This is a genomic window from Pseudomonas sp. LTR0, assembly GCF_036630035.1.
Classification (GTDB): domain Bacteria; phylum Pseudomonadota; class Gammaproteobacteria; order Pseudomonadales; family Pseudomonadaceae; genus Aquipseudomonas; species Aquipseudomonas putida_Y.
The window spans coordinates 4,860,874-4,881,024 of the sequence record NZ_CP123734.1; the positions used below are offsets into that span (position 1 = coordinate 4,860,874).

Genomic DNA, 20,151 nt, shown 5'->3' on the forward strand with positions numbered 1-20,151 from the left:
CCCATGAGAGGAACACGCGTCTCATTCTATAACCTGGCCTGGCGTTGGCATTTCTATGCAGGGCTGTTCGTGGCCCCGTTCATGATCCTGCTGGCAATCACCGGCATCATCTACCTGTTCAAGCCCCAGCTCGACCCGCTGCTGTACCGCGATCTGATGGTGGTCGAGGCCGGCCACCACCGCCAGGGCGCAGACATGATGCTGGCTGAAGTGCGCCAGGCCTACCCCAAGGGCCACATCAGCCAATACCTGCCGCCACTGAATGCAGAGCGTAGTGCGCAGTTCGTGGTGCAGGACGGCGGGCGTGAACTGAACGTGTTCGTCGACCCATACAGCGGCAAGGTACTCGGTGAGCAGGATGGCAAGCAGAACCTGCAGGCCGTCGCCCGCGCCCTGCACGGCGAACTGATGGTCGGCACGGTCGGCGACCGGCTGGTGGAACTGGCTGCGGGCTGGGGCATCGTGCTGGTGGTATCGGGCCTGTACCTGTGGTGGCCGCGCGGGCGCAATGGCGCCGGCGTACTTTGGCCGCGGCTGTCGGCACGCGGCCGACTGCTGTGGCGTGACCTGCACGCGGTAACCGGCTTTTGGGGTTCGGCCTTGCTGTTGTTGATGCTGCTCAGCGGCATGACCTGGACCGGCCTGTGGGGCAAGCAGTACGCTGATTTGTGGAACCGCTTCCCGGCAGCCATGTGGAACGACGTGCCCAAGTCGGACCAGCAGGCGCGTGAACTGAACAGCGCGCACCGTCAGACTGTGCCCTGGGCCATGGAAAACACGCCGATGCCGCAGTCCGGTGCACACGCTGAGCATGCCGGGCACCACATGATGTCGGACATGCCCGCAGCGCCCCTGGTGAGCTTGCAGCAAGTCGAAGACATTGCCACCTCGCGTCAGGTCGAGCCGGGCTACAGCATTACTCTGCCCACCACTGCCGGCGGCGTGTTCACCATTGCCGTGTTCGCCGACGACCCGCGCAACGACGCCACCCTGCATGTCGACCAATACACCGGCAAGGTTCTGGCCGATGTGCGCTGGCACGACTACAGCCCGGTTGCCCGCGCCACCGAGCTGGGCGTGATGCTGCACGAAGGCAAGATGTTCGGGGCGCTGAACCAGATCATCATCCTGCTGGTGTGCCTGATGATCCTGCTGGGTTCGGTGAGCGGGCTGGTGATGTGGTGGAAGCGCCGGCCGGACGGCGGCCTGGGCGTACCGCCTTTGCGTCATGACCTGCCACGCTGGAAGGCGGCGGTGGCAGTGATGCTGGTGCTGGGGGTGATGTTCCCGCTGGTAGGGGTGTCGATGGTGGTGATGTGGGGGGTGGATAGTTTGGTGGTGAGGCGCCGCAGGGTCTTGGCCAGCGCTTGAGCCTTGTGTTGCCTGTGCTGGCCTCTTCGCGGGTAAACCCGCTCCTACAGGGGACCGCGTTGCCTTTGTAGGGGCGGGTTTACCCGCGAAGAGGCCGGTACAGGCCAAATGCTGAGCTGCAAATGGAGAGTCGATCTGTCGCGCCCCGAACTGGAACGCGCGTGTTAGCCTAGCCGGCTACCTCTGACAAGAAGACTGGCCTTTACAAGGGAATGCAGCCTATGACGCAAACCTCACCCATAGCGACAGATGAACCGCACCTGCAACGCAACCTGACCAACCGCCACATCCAGCTGATCGCCATCGGCGGCGCGATCGGTACCGGCCTGTTCATGGGCTCGGGCAAAACCATCAGCCTGGCTGGGCCATCCATCATCTTCGTCTACATGATTATCGGCTTCATGCTGTTCTTCGTCATGCGCGCCATGGGCGAACTGCTGCTGTCGAACCTGAACTACAAATCGTTCATCGACTTCTCCGCGGACCTGCTCGGCCCTTGGGCCGGCTACTTTACCGGCTGGACCTACTGGTTCTGCTGGGTGGTCACCGGCATTGCCGATGTGGTCGCGATCGCCGCCTACACGCAGTTCTGGTTCCCCGACCTGCCGCAGTGGATTCCAGCGCTGACCTGCGTAGGGTTGCTGCTGTCGCTGAACCTGGTAACCGTAAAAATGTTCGGCGAACTGGAGTTCTGGTTTGCCCTGGTCAAGATCGTGGCCATCCTTGGCCTGGTTGCCACCGGCCTGTACATGGTCATCACCGGCTTCACCTCGCCCAGCGGGCGCACCGCCCAACTGGCCAACCTGTGGAATGATGGCGGCATGTTCCCCCATGGCCTGATGGGTTTCTTCGCCGGTTTCCAGATCGCCGTGTTCGCCTTCGTCGGCATCGAGCTGGTGGGTACCACCGCCGCCGAAGCGAAGAACCCGGAACGCACCCTGCCGCGGGCGATCAACTCGATCCCGATCCGTATCATCGTGTTTTATGTGCTGGCGCTGATCGCGATCATGGCCGTAACCCCGTGGCGCGACGTGGTGCCAGGCAAGAGCCCGTTCGTTGAGTTGTTCGTGCTGGCAGGCCTGCCAGCGGCGGCGAGCATCATCAACTTCGTGGTGCTGACCTCAGCGGCCTCGTCGGCCAACAGCGGCGTATTCTCCACCAGCCGCATGCTCTACGGCCTGTCGCAGGAAGGTGACGCGCCCAAGGCCTTCGAAAAACTGTCGAGCCGTTCGGTGCCGGCCAACGGCCTGTACTTCTCGTGCACCTGCCTGTTGCTCGGTGCGGTGCTGATCTACCTGGTGCCGAACGTGGTCGAGGCGTTCACCCTGGTCACCACCGTCTCGGCGGTGCTGTTCATGTTCGTGTGGACGCTGATCCTGCTGTCGTACCTGAAGTACCGCAAAAACCGCGCGGCGCTGCATCAGGCCTCGAACTACAAGATGCCGGGCGGGCGCTTCATGTGCTACGTGTGCCTGTCGTTCTTTGCGTTCATCCTGGTGTTGCTGAGCCTGGAGGCGGATACGCGTTCAGCGCTGGTGGTAACGCCGATCTGGTTTGTATTGCTGGCGGTGACCTATCAGGGTGTGCGCAGCAAGCGTCATCCGCGCACGGCAGTGCGTAACGGCTGATGGCCTCTGGGGCTGCTCTGCAGCCCCAATCCTGTGCACACAAATCCATCAGGCACCAACCTGGATCCAACCAACGCCCCAACACCTCGCACAACCCCTCTATCCCGCACCTTTCTCCACTAGGCACACCCCTTGCAACGCCCTCCCCGCTTGCCCAACACCATAAAAAACTCAGCGGAGAGAGCACATGAAGCGTCGCAGTCTGATCAAGGCCCTTACCCTCAGCGCATCGATTGCGGCGATGGGCCTGAGCTGGAGTATCCAGGCCGCCGAGACCATCAAGGTCGGTATCCTGCATTCGCTTTCCGGGACCATGGCCATTTCCGAGACATCGCTCAAGGACATGGCGCTGATGACCATCGAGCAGATCAACGCCAAGGGTGGCGTGAACGGCAAGATGCTGGAACCGGTGGTGGTCGACCCGGCTTCCAACTGGCCGCTGTTCGCTGAAAAGAGCCGCCAACTGCTGACCCAGGACAAAGTGGCCGTGGTGTTCGGCTGCTGGACCTCCGTGTCGCGCAAGTCCGTTCTGCCGGTATTCGAAGAACTCAACGGCCTGCTGTTCTACCCGGTGCAGTACGAGGGCGAAGAAATGTCGCCGAACGTGTTCTACACGGGCGCCGCCCCGAACCAGCAGGCCATCCCGGCCGTGGAATACCTGATGAGCGAGGACGGCGGCAGCGCCAAGCGCTTCTTCCTGTTGGGCACCGACTACGTCTACCCGCGCACCACCAACAAGATCCTGCGCGCATTCCTGCACAGCAAAGGCGTGGCCGACAAGGACATCGAAGAGGTGTACACGCCGTTCGGCCACGCTGATTACCAGACCATTGTCGCCAGCATCAAAAAGTTCTCCGCCGGCGGCAAGACCGCTGTCATTTCCACAGTCAATGGTGACTCCAACGTGCCGTTCTACAAGGAACTGGCCAACCAGGGACTGAAGGCCACCGACGTGCCGGTGGTGGCCTTCTCGGTGGGCGAGGAGGAACTGCGCGGCATCGACACCAAACCGCTGGTGGGCCACCTGGCGGCATGGAACTACTTCGAATCGGTGGATAACCCGGTCAACCAGAAATTTGTCGCCGACTGGAAGGCCTACGCCAAGGCCAAGGGCCTGCCGGGTGCCGACAAGGCCGTGACCAACGACCCCATGGAAGCCACCTACGTAGGCATCCACATGTGGGCGCAAGCGGTGGAAAAAGCCAAGTCCACCGACGTCGACAAGGTGCGTGAAGCGCTTGCCGGGCAGAGCTTCGAGGCACCGTCGGGCTTCACCCTGACCATGGACAAGACCAACCACCACCTGCACAAGCCGGTGATGATCGGCGAGATTCAGGATGACGGGCAGTTCAGCGTGGTGTGGGAAACCGAGCAGCCACTGCGGGCGCAGCCATGGAGCCCGTTCATTCCGGGCAATGACAAGCGGCCAGATTACGCCGTGAAAGGTAACTGAGTGCACGGGGCTGCTTTGCAGCCCATTCGCGGGCTTGCCCGCTCCCACAGGTTCCCCACTGCCCTCTGGACCGGTGAAATCCCTGTAGGAGCGGGTTTACCCGCGAAGAATCCAACACCGATTTCCAGGATTGCCCGCATGCTCAGACTCCTGCTCACACTTCTCCTGCTAATGCCCTTGGCAACCCACGCCAGCGAGGGTGAATTCTTTCTCACCGCCAAGCCCGCCGAGCAGGCCCGCCTGCTCGAAGGCTGGGCGGCGCAACCCGATGCCGCGCGTCTGCCGCTACTGGAAAACCTGCGCCAGGGCCGCATCGCCACCGATGACACGCGCAAGGTACGCCTGAACAACCGCCTGCGCGGCCTGATCAACAACGCCCTGGCTAGCCATCAGCTGCTCAGCGACGACAGCGACACCCGCCTGGCCGCCGCACAACAACTGCAAAAAACCGCAAAACCCGCGCAAATGGCCTTCCTTGACCGGCGCTTCGCCAGCGAGCCGGACGCCGCCGTGCAGGCCGCCCTCGGCCTGGCACTGGCCAACCTGCAACTGGGCGCCAGCGAGCCTGCGGTACGCCTGGCCGCCGTGCGCCTGCTGGGTGAAACCGGCGACCCGCTGGCCCGCACCCGCCTCGAAGCCCTGCTGCAGCCCGATGCGGAACGCGACCCGGGCGTGCGCACAGCCGCCGAAACGAGCCTGGCCCAGGTCAAACGCAAACTGCTGGTCGGCGAACTGCTCGGCCAGGCCTTCAGCGGCCTGTCGCTGGGTTCGGTCCTGCTGCTGGCAGCGCTGGGCCTTGCGATCACCTTCGGCCTGCTCGGGGTGATCAACATGGCCCATGGCGAGATGTTGATGCTCGGCGCCTACAGCACCTACATGGTCCAGGTACTGCTGCAGCGCTTCGCCCCAGGCGCCATCGAGTTCTACCCGCTGATTGCACTGCCGGTGGCGTTTGCTGTCAGTGCCGGGGTAGGCATGGCGCTGGAGCGCACGGTGATCCGCCACCTGTACGGCCGCCCACTGGAAACCCTGCTGGCCACCTGGGGCATCAGCCTGATCCTGATCCAGGCCATCCGCCTGCTGTTCGGCGCGCAGAACGTCGAGGTGAGCAACCCGGCCTGGCTGTCCGGTGGCATCCAGCTGCTGCCCAACCTGGTGCTGCCGTACAACCGTCTGGTCATCATCGGCTTCGCCCTGGCCGTGGTGCTGCTCACCTGGCTGCTGCTCAACCGTACCCGGCTGGGCCTGAACGTGCGCGCAGTCACCCAGAACCGCAACATGGCCGCCTGCTGCGGCGTGTCCACTGGGCGCGTCGACATGCTCGCCTTTGGCCTGGGCTCGGGTATCGCCGGGCTCGGCGGCGTGGCCTTGAGCCAGGTGGGCAATGTCGGCCCGGACCTGGGCCAGAGCTACATCATCGACTCGTTCCTGGTGGTGGTGCTCGGCGGCGTCGGGCAGCTGGCCGGTAGCCTCTGGGCCGCGTTCGGCCTGGGCATCGCCAACAAGCTGCTGGAGCCGCAGATTGGTGCCGTACTCGGCAAGATCCTCATCCTTGCGTTGATTATTCTGTTCATCCAGAAACGCCCGCAAGGCCTGTTCGCCCTCAAGGGACGGGTAATCGACTGATGAACCAGCCACTGCTTGTCACTGCTACGCAAAAGGCCGGCCCGCGCCTGACCCTTGCCATCGGTGCCGTCGTCGTCCTGCTGCTGGTGGCCTTGCCACTGTGCTCACTGCTGCCGGCAGACCACGCCCTGCAGGTGTCGGCCTACACCCTGACCCTGGTCGGCAAGATTCTCTGCTACGCCATCGTCGCCCTGGCCCTGGACCTGGTCTGGGGCTATGCCGGGCTGCTGTCGCTGGGCCATGGCCTGTTCTTCGCCTTGGGCGGCTATGCCATGGGCATGTACCTGATGCGCCAGGCAGCCGGCGACGGCCTGCCCGGGTTCATGGCCTTTCTGTCGTGGACCGAGCTGCCTTGGTACTGGGCCGGTACCCAGCATTTCGCCTGGGCCCTGTGCCTGGTGGTGCTGGCGCCCGGGCTGCTGGCGCTGGTGTTCGGCTGGTTCGCCTTCCGCTCGCGGATCAAGGGCGTGTACTTCTCGATCATGACCCAGGCCCTGACCTTTGCCGGCATGCTGCTGTTCTTCCGCAACGAAACCGGCTTCGGCGGTAACAACGGCTTCACTAGCTTCCGCACCATCCTCGGCTTCGACATTGCGGCCCAAGGCACCCGCGCGGTGTTGTTCCTGCTGACCGTGGCCCTGCTGCTGGCCAGCCTGTACCTGTGCTGGCGCCTGACCCGCAGCAAGTTCGGCCGCCTGCTCACCGCCGTGCGTGACGCTGAAAACCGCATGATGTTCTGTGGCTACGACCCGCGCGGCTTCAAGCTGCTGGTATGGGTACTGAGCGCCGTGCTGTGCGGCCTGGCCGGTGCGCTGTACGTGCCGCAGGTGGGCATCATCAACCCCAGCGAGATGTCGCCGACCAACTCGATCGAAGCCGCCGTCTGGGTAGCCTTGGGCGGGCGCGGCACGCTGATCGGCCCACTGCTCGGTGCCGGTCTGGTCAATGGCATGAAAAGCTGGTTCACCGTGGCCTTCCCCGAGTTCTGGCTGTTCTTCCTCGGCGCGTTGTTCATCCTCGTCACCCTGTACCTGCCCAAGGGCGTGGTCGGCCTGTTGAAGAAAAGGAGCCAGCCATGAGAGGCGTGCCCCCAGTCCACCCGGAATTCATGCTGGAACCGGTATTCGACAACCTCGGTGCCGGGCGCGATGCGATTGGCCTGGGCCACAGCCGCAAGGCCGGCCTCGACACCCGCCACGGTACGGTGCTGAGCCTGGAAGACATCAGCGTCAGCTTCGATGGTTTCAAGGCGCTCAACACGCTGAACCTGTACATCGGGGTGGGCGAGCTGCGCTGCATCATCGGCCCCAACGGCGCCGGCAAGACCACGATGATGGACGTAATCACCGGCAAGACTCGTCCCGACAGCGGCACGGCTTACTTCGGCGATACCCTCGACCTGACCCGCATGAGCGAATACCAGATCGCCCAGGCCGGCATTGGCCGCAAGTTCCAGAAGCCCACAGTGTTCGAGGCGCTGACCGTATTCGAGAACCTGGAACTGGCGCTGAAGACCGACAAGTCGGTATGGGCCAGCCTGGCGGCGCGCCTTAGCGGTGACCAGCGCCAGCGCATCGAGGAAGTGCTGGCCACCTTGCGCCTGCTGCCGCTGGCCCAGCGCCAGGCCGGCTTGCTGTCGCACGGGCAGAAGCAGTTTCTGGAGATCGGCATGCTGCTGGTGCAGGAGCCGCAACTGCTGCTGCTGGATGAACCGGTAGCCGGCATGACCGATGCCGAGACCGAGTTTACCGCCGAGCTGTTCAAGGGCCTGGCCGGCAAGCATTCGCTGATGGTGGTGGAACATGACATGGGCTTTGTCGGCAGTATTGCCGACCATGTGACCGTGCTGCACCAGGGGAGCGTGCTGGCGGAAGGCTCGCTGGAGCAGGTGCAGGCGGATGAGCGGGTGGTCGAGGTGTATCTGGGCCGTTGACCGGATTTGAATTTTTGGCGCCTGTGCCGGCCTCTTCGCGGGCAAGCCCGCTCCTACAACGGGAACCGCCCCATGGCATTACGCCTCCTGTAGCGAAAAGGCGGGCACAGGCACAGCATCCCTTTCAGGAACTCTCACATGCTCAAGATCGACACCCTGCACCAGTACTACGGCGGCAGCCACATCCTGCGTGGCCTGTCCTTCGAAGCCAAGGTCGGCGAAGTGACCTGCCTGCTGGGCCGTAACGGCGTGGGCAAGACCACCTTGCTGCGCTGCCTGATGGGCCTGGTGCCCGCCCGCGACGGCAGCATCGAATGGGAAGGCAAGCCGATCACCGCGTTCAAACCACAGCAACGGGTGCAGGCCGGCATCGCCTACGTGCCCCAGGGCCGCGAAATCTTCCCGCGCCTCACCGTCGAGGAAAACCTGCTGATGGGCCTGTCGCGCTTCCCCGCCCGCGAAGCCCGCGAGGTACCGGCCTTCATCTACGAACTGTTCCCTGTGCTGGAGCAGATGAAGCAGCGCCGTGGTGGCGACCTCTCTGGCGGCCAGCAGCAACAGCTGGCCATCGGCCGCGCCCTGGCCAGCCGCCCGCGCCTGCTGATTCTCGACGAGCCGACCGAAGGCATCCAGCCGTCGGTGATCAAGGAGATTGGAGCGGTCATCCGCCGCCTGGCCGAGCGTGGCGACATGGCAATTTTGCTGGTGGAGCAATTCTACGACTTCGCCGAAGCACTGGCTGACCAGTACCTGGTCATGGCCCGCGGCGAAATCATCCAGCGCGGTCGCGGCGAAAACATGCAAGCCGAAGGTGTACGCGGGCTGGTAACCATTTAATCTGCGAGCAACGACCTTGCGAGACGCTGTCATGAGCTACGAAATCCGCGATGCCCTGCCCATCGATGTGCCAGGCATACTCGACATCTACAACGACGCGGTGCTCAACACCACGGCGATCTGGAACGAAAACCCGGTAGACCTCGGCAACCGCCAGGCCTGGTTTGAAGCGCGGGCGCAGCAGGGCTACCCGATTTTGGTAGCAACAGATGAGACGGGCGTACTGGGGTATGCCTCGTTCGGCGACTGGCGGCCGTTCGAGGGCTTTCGCCTCACCGTTGAGCACTCGGTGTACGTCCGCAGTGACCAGCGTGGCAAAGGGCTCGGGCCGGTGTTGATGGCGGCACTGGTCGAGCGCGCGCGCGGGTGTGGCAAGCATGTGATGGTGGCAGCGATCGAGCGTGGCAATGCAGCGTCGGTGCGCCTGCATGAGCGACTGGGCTTCGTGGTGACCGGACAGATGCCGCAGGTGGGGGTGAAGTTTGGCCGCTGGCTGGATCTGACCTTCATGCAGCTGGTGCTGAACCCGGGCGCCGAACCGGCCTGAAATGCGGTCCATTGTGGGAGCGGCCTTGTGTCGCCCCCACAGATGTCGGCAAGGGAGCCTACATCTGGATAAACCGGCCCAGCCGCTGCTTCAGCATGCTGTTCTCACTGCGCAACTGCTGCACTTCCTGCAACAGTTCCAGCGCCAGCGCCACCCCTTCCCACTCCAGTTCCAGCTCCTGGTGCAGCTTCACCGCTCGTTTGGCCACCAGCGGCGCCTGATCGTCAAACAGCCAGTCCTCCGGCGTTCGCCCGGAAGGTTCGACAATGCCGTGCTCGACAATTTCGATCACGCATTCAGCCGTGACATCGGCTTCCTGACACAGGGTACGCATGTCCAGTTGAACGATCAGGGTGCTGCTCATGATCACTTACTCCATTGTGTCCTCGGGTTGAACGCAGCTTTCTCGGAAAGCTTGGTCCAGAGTTCGCGGGCAGATTCGTCCGACGCGGGTGGCATCACCACTTTGAGCTGCGCATAAAGGTTGCCGCGCTCTCCCTGCTTGTTCGCCAGGCCCTTGCCCGGTACACGCAGGCGCTGGCCGCTCTGGCTGTCAGGGCGGATGGTCAGGTTGATCTTGCCATCCAGGGTCGGAACCGCCACCTTGGCGCCCAGGGCCGCCTCCCACGGTGCCAACGGCACAGTGATGATCAGGTCATGACCTTCGACATCGAACAGCGGGTGGGGTGCCATGCGGATGGTCAGGAACAGGTCACCGTTGGCCCCGCCACCGCTGCCCGGCGCGCCCTGGCCCTTGAGGCGGATGCGCTCGCCGTCGGTCACCCCGGCCGGAATCCTCACGTTCAAGGTCTTGGTGGTGAAGCCGGTGCGCTGGCCCATGGCATTGGTTTGCGGCACCTGGAAGCTGATCTGCTTGGACTCCTTGCTCAGGGTCTCTTCAAGGAATACTGCCAGTTCAAGCTCCACGTCCTGCCCCCGCCTGCCGGCACTGCGTTGCTGCTGCCGGGCGCCACCGAAGGGATTGCCACCAGCACTGCGCCCACCGAAGATCGAGCTGAAGAAGTCGGAGAAGTCGCCGCCTTCGAAGCCGCCGCCACCGCCACGATTTTCCCAACCCGGTGGTGCCTGGAACGGCCGGCCATGCTGGCCGCCGTACTTGCGAATTTCGTCGAACTCGGCACGTTTCTGCGCGTCGCCCAGCACCTCATAGGCCTCGTTGGCCTCCTTGAATTTTTCTTCGGCGTCGCGCTCCTTGCTGACATCGGGGTGATACTTGCGCGCCAGTTTGCGGTAAGCGGCCTTGATCGCCTTGTCGTCCGCAGTGGGCTCTACGCCGAGTATCTTGTAATAGTCTTTGAAGTCCATTTATGGATCACCAATGTGAATGTGCATGTTGCAACTGAAGATAGGGGTCAAGCATAGCCTTTCAAGACCGACTTGGGTTTGTCTCAAGGCAGACGACTGGTCTTGATTCTGTAGCCAACTGGCATACACTGCGCGGCCGTTTTGCCTCCGGAAGCCCATTTCCCATGTCTGACGTATCCCCGGCCCGCGCCCTGGGCATCGACTTTGGCACCTCCAACTCCACGGTCGGCTGGCACCGGCCTGGCGTCGAGTCGCTGATTGCCCTGGAAGACGGCAAGATCACCTTGCCCTCGGTGGTGTTCTTCAATATCGAAGAGCGGCGCCCGGTGTATGGCCGCCTGGCGCTGCACGAGTACCTGGAAGGCTACGAAGGCCGCCTGATGCGCTCGCTGAAAAGCCTGCTGGGCTCGAAGCTGATCAAGCACGACACCAGCGTGCTGGGCAGCGCCTTGCCGTTCAAGGACCTGCTGGGCATGTTCATCGGCGAGCTCAAGAAGCGCGCTGAAGCAGCCGCTGGCCGTGAATTCGACCAGGTGGTGCTGGGCCGCCCGGTGTTCTTCGTCGACGAAGACCCGGCTGCCGACCAGGAGGCCGAAGACACCTTGGCCGAGGTGGCGCGCAAAATCGGCTTCAAGGACGTGTCGTTCCAGTACGAGCCGATTGCCGCGGCCTTCGACTATGAGTCGAGCATCAGCCGCGAAGAGCTGGTGCTGATCGTCGACATCGGCGGTGGTACCTCGGACTTCACCCTGATCCGCCTGTCGCCCGAGCGCCACCTGGTCGCCGAGCGCCAAAGTGACATCCTCGCCACCGGCGGTGTGCACATTGGCGGTACCGACTTCGACAAGCAACTGAGCCTTCAGGGCGTGATGCCGTTGTTTGGCTACGGCAGCCGCATGAAGAGCGGTGCGCTGATGCCGACCAGCTACCACCTCAACCTGGCCACCTGGCACACCATCAACGCCTTGTACTCGCAGAAATCGCAGTTGGCGCTGGGCAGCATGCGTTATGACATCGAGGACAGCTTCGGCATCGATCGCCTGTTCAAATTGATCGAGCAACGCGCCGGGCACTGGCTGGCGATGGAAGTGGAAGCCAGCAAGATCGAACTGACCGAGCGCGACAGCCGCCACATCGACCTGCGCCGCGTCGAGCCCGAACTGACTGCGGAACTGACCCGCGCACTGTTCGAAGAGGCGATCGAAGGCCTGCTGGAGCGCGTGCGCGGCAGCGTCACCGAACTGCTGGCCAAGGCCGGGGTAAGCGAAGGCCAGGTCGATACGGTGTTCTTCACGGGTGGCTCCAGCGGCATTCCAGCGCTGCGCAACAGTGTTTCGGCGATGCTGCCGAATGCGCGGCATGTAGAAGGCAACATCTTTGGCAGCATTGGTAGCGGGCTGGCTATCGAGGCGCGCAAGCGTTACGGCGCTGCCTGATTTGTTTGTTTAGCCTGTACCAGCGAACACGCCGGTACAGGCCAATACATGATCAAACCAGCTCCGCCCGCTTCAGCTCACTCTTCAGATAGGCATAGTAGATGGGCCCCGCCACGACACCGGGTAGCCCGAACGCCGCCTCGAATACCAGCATCGCCAGCAGCAATTCCCATGCCTTGGCACTGATCTGCCCACCCACGATCCGCGCGTTGAGGAAGTACTCGACCTTGTGGATAACGACCAGGTAACCCAGCGCAGCCGCCGCCACCCAGATCGACAGCGACAGGCCGACGATGGTGATCAAGGTATTGGACATCAGGTTGCCGATCACCGGCAGCAGGCCCAGCAGGAAGGTCAGCACGATCAGCGTCTTGGTCAACGGCAGGTGCACGTCGAACAGTGGCATCACCACGGCCAAGAAAATGCCGGTGAAGATCGTGTTGAGCATCGAGATCTTGATCTGCGCGAACACGATGTTGCGAAACGCCTTCACCAGCAGGCTAAGACGCTCGAACAGCGCCGCCGCCAGGGGCTTGCGCCGGGAAATATCGGGAATGCGCTGCAAAGCGATGATAGCGCCGAGGATCATGCCAATCAGCATCGTCACGAACATGTGCGCCATGCCCTTGCCCACCAGCTGCAAATCGCTCAGGTGGCTCTTGATCCAGTCGCCGATGGCCACCTTGAACTCTGCGGCACTGGCAGGCAGGTAGCCTTCGATGAAGGGGGGCAACTGGCTGCGGGCTCGCTCGACCAAGGACATGAACTTGTCCAGCGAAGCACCGGGGTTTTCCGCCTCGTGCAACAGGAAGCTGAATGCACCGGCAATCAGCAGTGTCAGGGTGCTGACCACCAAAGTGCCGAGCAGCGCCACGGCCAGCCAACGCGCGCGTTGACCAGCAAGCAGCGGCTGCAGGCGCGGGGTCAGCATGTTGACCAGTTCGAACACCAGCAAACCGGCCAGCAGGCTGGGCAGCAACTTCAGGGGCAAAGTCAGCAGCAACCCGGCCATGACGATGATCAGGCTGGCCAGGGTGATCTGACGGGGAGTAAAGGTCATACAGCCTCGACGGCAGACAGCGGGAATGCCGCAGTCTGCCAGCCTTGGCGGCGCAGGCATAGGCGCAGGTCATTTCTTCTTCAGGCAATCGCTCATGAAGGCCTTGCGCTCGTCCCCCTTCAGGGCTTTGGTGGTAGCGTCAGCATTGCAGGTCTTCATTTTCTCTTGCTGGGTTTGTGGCGCATCCTTTTTCAGGCAGGTGCTCATGAACGCTTTGCGTTCATCGCCCTTGAGGGCCTTGGCGGTGGCGTCGGCGTTGCAGGTTTTCATTTTCTCCTGCTGCGCGGTATTGGCAGCGAAACCTTGGGCACTGAACAACACCGCCAGCGCCAGTAACGGGATTTGCAGCACTTTCATGGAGTGGTCTCCTTGGCTCCGCGCCCGATGCACGGGGGTCGAGCTGAGTGTAGCCAAGAATGTTCAACGCCCCCCCGCGCCTGGCGAGGTGCGGGCAAGAGATGCCTGACGTGAGTTCTGAGGTGGTGCATAGAGCGAGCGCCGCCCGCGCGGCGCATCGCGAGCTGCGCTCGCTCCTACGTTTGTTTCGGGCCAATTATTCCTGGGGGGAGTTGCGCGCGCCCGCCTTTGCGCATGCCGCGATATCGCGTCGTACAAACAAGGCGGTCGCGCGCGCCTGTCACAGGCGTTACTGGCCCGAAAAAAACGTAGGAGCGAGCGCAGCTCGCGATGCGCCGCGCGGGCGGCGCTCGGTCTCCCAGGCGACGCACCTCTACCGCCATACCCTCAAGGCCACACCGGCTGGCATGACGTTGCGCAATGGCCGGGTGTGTTTGCCGTGGGTTTTAGGGGGGGGCAGAAATCGAGCGCCGCCCGCGCGGCGCATCGCGAGCTGCGCTCGCTCCTACGTTTGTTTCGGGCCAGTAACGCCTGTGGCAGACGCGCGCGACCGCCTTGTTTGTACGGCGCGATATCGAGCCATGCGCCAAGGCGTTCGCGCGCAAATCCCCCAGAAATAACTGGCCCGAAACAAACGTAGGAGCGAGCAAAGCTCGCGATGCGCCGCGCGGGCGGCGCTCGACCTTACAGGCGCATCTGCTGTAACGGCGAACGCCTCCAAAAACTGCTTTTCGAGACCTGCTAAATGAATTACCTGTTCCCCCACCGCCATCCTCATCTGGGTCGGAAGCACCGTGCTCACCAAGATGTCGGTTAGCGCCAAGGCGCTTGAGCTAAAGCCCCGCCGCCTTGAGCCGGGCGGCATGTTCGGTGAACAGCCGCACCGGCTCGGCGCCTTTGCCCACGGCACCGAGTGACTGGTTGACGATGTCCAGGTGATCGAGCGGGTAATCGTCGCCGATCACTTGCCCCAGGTGCGAACTGAAACGCCCGACCATGCCGTCGCAATGGCCCTTTTCCTTGATAAAGCTGCGTGCGAAGAGGCGGCAGAAGCGGCTGCTGCCGTCGAAGCGGTTGCGCCCCTGGTCTGTCAGGCCCGGTTGCAGGGTGCCGGACCAGGAGTAATAGCGTACGCCATTGACCTCATAAGCCCCTTCCCCACCCCAGGTTTGCGGCAGGCCCTGTGGATAAGCCTGGTTGAACAGTGCCACCCCGGCGCTGGTCAGCGACTGGTGCGAGGCGTGCACATCTACCGGCAGCGGCTCACGACGCCAGCCGGTTTCCAGCCACACCAGCAGCACGGCAAACCCATGCAGCACAGCCTTGAGGATGCGCCCCTGGGGTGAATTGCCCGGTGCCGTGCGTTCCAGGTGGTCGGCCAGCTCAGAACCATGGTTGGGCCCCGCCACCGACGTGACCGATGCCACCCGCCCCGGCCGTTTGGCCGCTGCGTAACGCGCGCTCAGGGCGCCCTGGCTGTGGCCGATGAGGTTGACCTTGTCGACGCCAGTACGTTGGCAGATGTCGTCAATGATCGCCAGCAACTGCTCGCCACGTACCTCGCTGGAATGCAGCGGCGAAACCTGCACCGGAAACACCTGCGCCCCGCCTTTGCGCAGGGCCGGCACAATACCGAACCAGTAGGGGTAGAGCACCATCCGGACAAACCCGAGCATGCCCGGCACCAGCACCAGCGGGTATCGCGTGGCCAAATCCTGCTGCATTGACGCAGCCCCTTTTGCGTGGACGACAGGCCAACACTACAGCGGCCATCATGACCATCGCAATCGAACTCCCGGCGCGCGTTGTGGTTCAAAACCACACAGACCCTTTGCAAGGAGCGGGAAAATGTACAAGCAGACCCTGGCAATCCTTCTGGCAAGCGCCACCCTGACCGCCTGCGGCAGCCGCCCGGAAAACCCGGTGGATTACGTCACCTACCGCGACGAGCCGCTGGTCAAGCAGGTGGAGAACGGTATGACCATGCAGAAGGTCATCGCCATTGGCGGCAGCCCGTCGAACGTGATCGACCTGCCGCACGGGGGCACCTGCAACAACTACATCCTCAACCGTGATGGCAATCAGCAGCCCTACTACGTGCGCTTCGATGCCACCGGCCATGTCGATGCCAAAGGCTTCAAGACCTGCAAACAACGCCAAGAGGACAGCGACGCCCTGCATGGCGCGTAAGCCTGCGCTCCAACCTGACCCTGACCCCTGCTGGAGATAACCATGAGCAATGTTGAATTGACCGATGTGAAAACCCTGCGCGAGCGTGCACGCCAGCATGTGGAGCAAGGCGCAGTGACCGAGGGTTACCACGCCGACCGTGAGCAGATCCTGCGCCTGCTTAATGAATCGCTGGCCACCGAGCTGGTTTGTGTGCTGCGCTACAAACGCCACTACTTCATGGCCAGCGGCATAAAAGCGAGTGTGGCTGCCGAGGAATTTCTGGAACATGCCAACCAGGAAGCCGAACATGCCGACAAGTTGGCCGAGCGCATTGTGCAACTTGGCGGAGAGCCGGACTTCAACCCCGACAACCTGACCAAGAACTCGCATGCCCAGTACGTGGCCGGCAATTCGCTGAAAGAGATGGTGCTGGAAGACTTGGTGGCAGAGCGGATCGCCATAGACAGCTACCGGGAAATCATTCAGTACATCGGGGATAAGGACCCGACTACCCGTCGCATATTCGAAGACATCCTGGCGCAGGAAGAAGAACACGCGGACGATATGTCCGACCTGCTGCAAGGCCTTTGATTTCCGACACCCTTCTGGGGCCGCTTTGCGGCCCCTGCTATTTCTGCGCCTTTACCGTTGCCGGCGCCTTGCCTGCCTTCATCTGCTGCAACAACGGTGTGCACTGGTTCGGGTCATCCCCGCTGCTGGGCGCAATCAGCGCCAGCAACCCCGCCGCCGGCCCGGCAACAACACCCAGCGCAACCATCCCTGCGCCGCGCAACGCCAGCGGCAGTGCCTGCACACCGGCGCTCGGTTTGACAAACGGTCCGCGCACATACAGCGGTGAACGTAGCGAGAACAACCGCAGCCCTTTCGATTCCGGGGTGATGTTCAAATCCAGTTGCTCGGAAGCGAAATTTGCCGTGCCGTTGATGTAGATGATCGCGTTCTCGGTATCGAAGATGAACAGTCGCGTAGTCGCCAGTCCATCCTTGATGCCAACATCAGCAGCCGCACAGTTGATCTTCACGTCCTCATCACCAAACAACTTGCCGACCACATAGTTGCCCACATTCAACCCGGCAATTTCCATCAAGCTGCGGCTGATGGCGCCATCGTTGATCAGCATGCGCAGGTCGCCATTGGCTGTACCCAGCAAGGCGGCTACCGAGTTGCCACGGCCGCTGATGTCGGCGTCACCATTGAGCTCACCAAAACTGGTCTGCATAGGCGCAAAGGTGGGGAACAGCTGCTTGAGCTTGAAGCCCCGCGCAGTCAACTTCGCACGCCCCTGCAAGGGCACGCTGCGCCCGTCCAGGCGGATGTTGGAGGCCAGACTGCCGCCAGCCACGCCAAAGCGCAGGGGCTCCAGACGCAACAGGCCGTCTTCGAGAACCACATGGGCCGACAGGTCATTGAACGGCAGCTGCGCGCTGTGCACGATGCGCTTGCCAGCAAAAGTGACGTCAGCGTCCATCGTGCGCCAGCGCTCGGTGCGAAACGCCTCCACTGGCAGCACCTTACCTGCAGGCTGCTTGCTGGCACCGCCGCGGGCCTTCTGTTCGGCATTGGAGTCGGCGCCGATCAGCGGCGCCAGGTCCTTGAACAGCAACTGGTTCGATACCAGGTTACCGGACAGTCTGGGCCGTGGCTGACTGGCAACGAAGGCCAGGTCCCCGTGGATATCGCTGTCGCCGATCTTGCCGTTGAAGCCCTGGTAATTGAACGTCGCCCCTGCCGCCGCATGCAGGTTGGCGCTGAGGCGACCGTCGGTGGAATAGGCCGGGGTGTCAGGCAAGGTGACCCCGGTCAAGGGGTAGAGGTTACCCAGGCTGGCACCCGACAAACGCAGGCGCAGGTCGAGGGCGCCAAGATTACGCGGGTCGGTGAGGGTGCCGGCGAGGACCACATGGGTGTCGGCGATGCGCACGTCGGCCTGCAGCGGGAACGGCTGGCTGGCGTCCTGCAGGGCCAGCAGGCCACCGATCTTGCCGGTGCCGGACACTGGCTGGCCTTTATAGCGGCCCTGGGCCTTGAGGCCGAAGGCATAGTCCTGCGCACCACCGACCTTCTCGGCACTGGCCTTGCCGACAATCTCACTGAACGGGATTGGTTTGCCAAGCGGGTCGATCTGCAGCTTCATGCTGGTTTTCAGGGTCTGGTCGTCGAAGCTGACGTTGCCCTGATCGAAGCCGATGGCGCCGATGTCCAGCTGCCATTTGGAAGGTTCAGCGTTTTCATCCTTGGGGCCGAAGTCGAAGACCCAGTTGGCACGGCCATCGGCCAGGCGAGTGAGGCTGGCAGTGGGCTTGGTGAGGTTGATGCGGGGTATGCTGATCTGCTGGAACACCAGCGGCAGCGGCGCCAGGCGAAACTCCACGCGCTCAAGGCCGACCATCTTCGGCTCCTTGAGCCACTCGGGGTTGCCCAGCGTCAGGTCTTCGGCAATGAAGTGCGGCCAAGGCACCCAGGCACGCCAACCGCCCTCTTCGGGTTCGGTACGCCAGTGCACGGCGAGGTTGCCGTTGATCGCGAAGGGCCGATGCAAGGCTTCGGAGACCTTCTCGTTTAGCAATGGCTTGACGCGGTTCCAGTCGAAGGTGGCAATCACTACCACCAGGATCGCCAGCACGGTGAGCAGGCTGGCGAGGGTCCAGACGAGGATTCTGGCGGGACGCGTCATTGCGTAATTCTCCTTGCGGCATGACAGAAAACAGGCGCAGCGATGGCCTCAATAACTCCGACTGATGAAAACCCGCGAGGTTTTATCGATGGCGCCATGATAGCGAAGTTTTTCCTGGCCTTTTGCTCAGGAATCTGTCGCGCCACGGCGCACATGTTACCTACCATCAACAGGGTCAGGGGATTGTCATTACGCCTGCAAGGCTTGGAATAGAGGCCTTTCCAACCTCTATCAATATGGTCGATTGTTACCATTACCCATATGAACTTCTCTCTGGCGTTACGCGGCGTAGCATTGGCTCCGTACCCACTTTCCAGCCCCCGAGAGGAGCACCGAAATCATGAAACGCCATCTGCTGACCCTGACCCTGTCCCTTCTGGCCGCCAACGCTTTCGCCCTGCCAGCGTCCGAGCAACACCTGACGTCCGAAGCGCGCTCCAGCGCTGCCGAAATTGCCCAGCCGCTGAAAGCCGTAGCTGAAGGTGGTTCTGATCGCCTGATCGAACGCACTGGCCGTGTCGCCGAAGGTGGCTCGGATCGCCTGATCGAACAAGCTGGCCGTGTCGCTGAAGGTGGCTCGGATCGCCTGATCGAACAAAGTGGCCGTGTTGCTGAAGGTGGCTCGGATCGCCTGATCGAACAAGCTGGCCGTGTCGCCGAAGGTGGCTCGGATCGCCTGATCGAACAAAGTGGCCGAGTTGCTGAAGGTGGCTCGGATCGCCTGATCGAACAAGCTGGCCGTGTCGCTGAAGGTGGCTCGGACCGCCTGATCGAACAAGCTGGCCGTGTCGCTGAAGGTGGCTCGGACCGCCTGATCGAACAAAGTGGCCGAGTTGCTGAAGGTGGCTCGGATCGCCTGATCGAACAAGCTGGCCGTGTCGCTGAGGGTGGCTCGGATCGCCTGGTTGAACTCAGCCGTGTGAGCTGATCGCCATGGCCGAAAAGAACAACTTATGTCAAAACGCTTGCTCCCCTCCAGGCCCGGTCCATTGACCGGGCTTTGTTTTTTTATCTAGAGTGCCCAGCCTGACCGTTACAGAAGCCCGCACCATGCTGCCGCGCGCCGAACAGAAGCTACAGACCCGCCAGGCCCTGCTCGATGCCGCCTGCCTGCTCATGGAGAGTGGCCGTGGTTTCGGCAGTATCAGCCTGCGCGAGGTGGCGAAGACAGCCGGCATCGTGCCGACCGGCTTCTACCGGCATTTCTCCGACATGGACGCCCTGGGCCTGGCCCTTGTCGCCGAAATCGACACCACCTTCCGCCAGACCATCCGCCTGGTGCGCCAGAACGAGTTCGAACTGGGCGGCATCACCGACGCTTCGGTGCGCATCTTTCTCGATGTGGTAGCCGCCCATCACGCGCAGTTCCTGTTCCTGGCCCGCGAGCAGTACGGCGGTTCACAGGCCGTGCGCCAGGCCATTGCCCGCCTGCGCCAGGATATCAGCGACGACCTTGCCACCGACCTTGCGCGGATGAAGCGATGGCAACACCTGGACAGCGCTGCGCTGGCGGTGATGGCCGACCTGGTGGTCAAGACCGTATTCGCCACCCTGCCCGAGCTTATCGACAACCCGGAAGCGGGTTATCCACAGGTCCTGACGCCGCAGGAAAAGATCACCCAGCAATTGCGCTTCATCTTTGTCGGGGCACGGCATTGGCAGGGACTCGGCAACCCAGGCTACTGAAACCCACTTCTGCTACCATGGCGC

At 62.7% G+C, this 20,151-nt stretch carries 19 protein-coding genes; 13 read left to right on the top strand and 6 right to left on the bottom strand.

The window, feature by feature from the left end; genetic code table 11:
• Positions 1-3: 3 nt before the first annotated feature.
• From QCL51_RS22300 to QCL51_RS22335, 8 genes are all read left to right on the top strand, one after another.
• Entirely contained in the window at positions 4-1,371 is a 1,368-nt protein-coding gene (locus tag QCL51_RS22300; protein ID WP_101196731.1) for a PepSY domain-containing protein, read from the top strand.
• A gap of 221 nt (positions 1,372-1,592) precedes the next feature.
• Positions 1,593-2,999, top strand: a complete 1,407-nt coding sequence (gene cycA, locus QCL51_RS22305) for a D-serine/D-alanine/glycine transporter (RefSeq protein ID WP_021784427.1) — start codon at positions 1,593-1,595, stop codon at positions 2,997-2,999.
• 187 nt (positions 3,000-3,186) lie between these two features.
• Positions 3,187-4,452 carry an urea ABC transporter substrate-binding protein gene (gene urtA / locus QCL51_RS22310; protein WP_003249642.1) on the top strand — a complete coding sequence of 422 codons (1,266 nt, stop codon included), beginning with the start codon at positions 3,187-3,189 and terminating at the stop codon, positions 4,450-4,452.
• Between the two features lie 171 nt (positions 4,453-4,623).
• Positions 4,624-6,078, top strand: a complete 1,455-nt coding sequence (urtB, locus tag QCL51_RS22315; RefSeq protein ID WP_252460525.1) for an urea ABC transporter permease subunit UrtB — start codon at positions 4,624-4,626, stop codon at positions 6,076-6,078.
• Positions 6,078-7,157 carry an urea ABC transporter permease subunit UrtC gene (urtC, locus tag QCL51_RS22320; RefSeq protein ID WP_021784429.1) on the top strand — a complete coding sequence of 360 codons (1,080 nt, stop codon included), beginning with the start codon at positions 6,078-6,080 and terminating at the stop codon, positions 7,155-7,157. The genes urtB and urtC overlap by 1 nt, the downstream gene beginning before the upstream one ends.
• The gene (gene urtD / locus QCL51_RS22325) at positions 7,154-8,011 is read left to right on the top strand and encodes an urea ABC transporter ATP-binding protein UrtD (protein ID WP_021784430.1); all 858 of its coding nucleotides are present in this window, start codon (positions 7,154-7,156) and stop codon (positions 8,009-8,011) included. The genes urtC and urtD overlap by 4 nt, the downstream gene beginning before the upstream one ends.
• A gap of 138 nt (positions 8,012-8,149) precedes the next feature.
• The gene (gene urtE, locus QCL51_RS22330; protein WP_003249634.1) at positions 8,150-8,848 is read left to right on the top strand and encodes an urea ABC transporter ATP-binding subunit UrtE; all 699 of its coding nucleotides are present in this window, start codon (positions 8,150-8,152) and stop codon (positions 8,846-8,848) included.
• Positions 8,849-8,879: 31 nt separating this feature from the next.
• The gene (locus QCL51_RS22335; protein WP_028697873.1) at positions 8,880-9,395 is read left to right on the top strand and encodes a GNAT family N-acetyltransferase; all 516 of its coding nucleotides are present in this window, start codon (positions 8,880-8,882) and stop codon (positions 9,393-9,395) included.
• Between the two features lie 58 nt (positions 9,396-9,453).
• Here QCL51_RS22335 and QCL51_RS22340 read toward each other — a convergent pair whose 3' ends face one another.
• Together QCL51_RS22340 and cbpA are read right to left on the bottom strand one after the other, a co-directional pair.
• Entirely contained in the window at positions 9,454-9,759 is a 306-nt protein-coding gene (locus tag QCL51_RS22340; RefSeq protein WP_021784432.1) for a chaperone modulator CbpM, read from the bottom strand.
• A 2-nt stretch (positions 9,760-9,761) separates the two neighbouring features.
• A complete protein-coding gene (cbpA, locus tag QCL51_RS22345; RefSeq protein WP_019437188.1) occupies positions 9,762-10,721 on the bottom strand; it encodes a curved DNA-binding protein in 960 nt (319 codons plus the stop codon).
• A gap of 164 nt (positions 10,722-10,885) precedes the next feature.
• Here cbpA and QCL51_RS22350 point away from each other — a divergent pair, with 164 nt between their 5' ends.
• Complete coding sequence (locus QCL51_RS22350) at positions 10,886-12,157, top strand: Hsp70 family protein (RefSeq protein ID WP_021784433.1); 1,272 nt, start codon at positions 10,886-10,888, stop codon at positions 12,155-12,157.
• 52 nt (positions 12,158-12,209) lie between these two features.
• On the opposite strand, the gene QCL51_RS22355 is transcribed toward QCL51_RS22350, so the two are convergent.
• The 3 genes from QCL51_RS22355 to QCL51_RS22365 form a co-directional block, all read right to left on the bottom strand.
• Positions 12,210-13,217, bottom strand: coding sequence for a membrane protein (locus QCL51_RS22355; RefSeq protein WP_021784434.1), 1,008 nt, complete (start codon positions 13,215-13,217; stop codon positions 12,210-12,212).
• Between the two features lie 69 nt (positions 13,218-13,286).
• Entirely contained in the window at positions 13,287-13,574 is a 288-nt protein-coding gene (locus tag QCL51_RS22360; RefSeq protein ID WP_101196730.1) for a PsiF family protein, read from the bottom strand.
• 833 nt (positions 13,575-14,407) lie between these two features.
• Positions 14,408-15,298 (bottom strand): triacylglycerol lipase, encoded by an 891-nt coding sequence (locus tag QCL51_RS22365; RefSeq protein WP_021784435.1) that lies wholly within the window; start codon positions 15,296-15,298, stop codon positions 14,408-14,410.
• Between the two features lie 124 nt (positions 15,299-15,422).
• Between QCL51_RS22365 and osmE the strand changes: the two genes are divergently transcribed.
• Positions 15,423-15,764: an osmotically-inducible lipoprotein OsmE gene (gene osmE / locus QCL51_RS22370; RefSeq protein WP_021784436.1), complete on the top strand. Its 342-nt coding sequence runs from the start codon at positions 15,423-15,425 to the stop codon at positions 15,762-15,764.
• Between the two features lie 42 nt (positions 15,765-15,806).
• Complete coding sequence (locus QCL51_RS22375) at positions 15,807-16,337, top strand: ferritin-like domain-containing protein (RefSeq protein ID WP_020192925.1); 531 nt, start codon at positions 15,807-15,809, stop codon at positions 16,335-16,337.
• Between the two features lie 37 nt (positions 16,338-16,374).
• Here the strand turns inward: QCL51_RS22375 and QCL51_RS22380 are convergent, their stop codons facing one another.
• On the bottom strand, positions 16,375-18,441 hold the full coding sequence (locus QCL51_RS22380) for an AsmA family protein (protein ID WP_021784437.1): 2,067 nt from the start codon (positions 18,439-18,441) through the stop codon (positions 16,375-16,377).
• Positions 18,442-18,781: 340 nt separating this feature from the next.
• Here QCL51_RS22380 and QCL51_RS22385 point away from each other — a divergent pair, with 340 nt between their 5' ends.
• Both QCL51_RS22385 and QCL51_RS22390 read left to right on the top strand, forming a co-directional pair.
• Positions 18,782-19,369 carry a phage infection protein gene (locus tag QCL51_RS22385; protein ID WP_338444286.1) on the top strand — a complete coding sequence of 196 codons (588 nt, stop codon included), beginning with the start codon at positions 18,782-18,784 and terminating at the stop codon, positions 19,367-19,369.
• 122 nt (positions 19,370-19,491) lie between these two features.
• Entirely contained in the window at positions 19,492-20,127 is a 636-nt protein-coding gene (locus tag QCL51_RS22390; RefSeq protein WP_021784439.1) for a TetR family transcriptional regulator, read from the top strand.
• Positions 20,128-20,151: the final 24 nt, after the last annotated feature.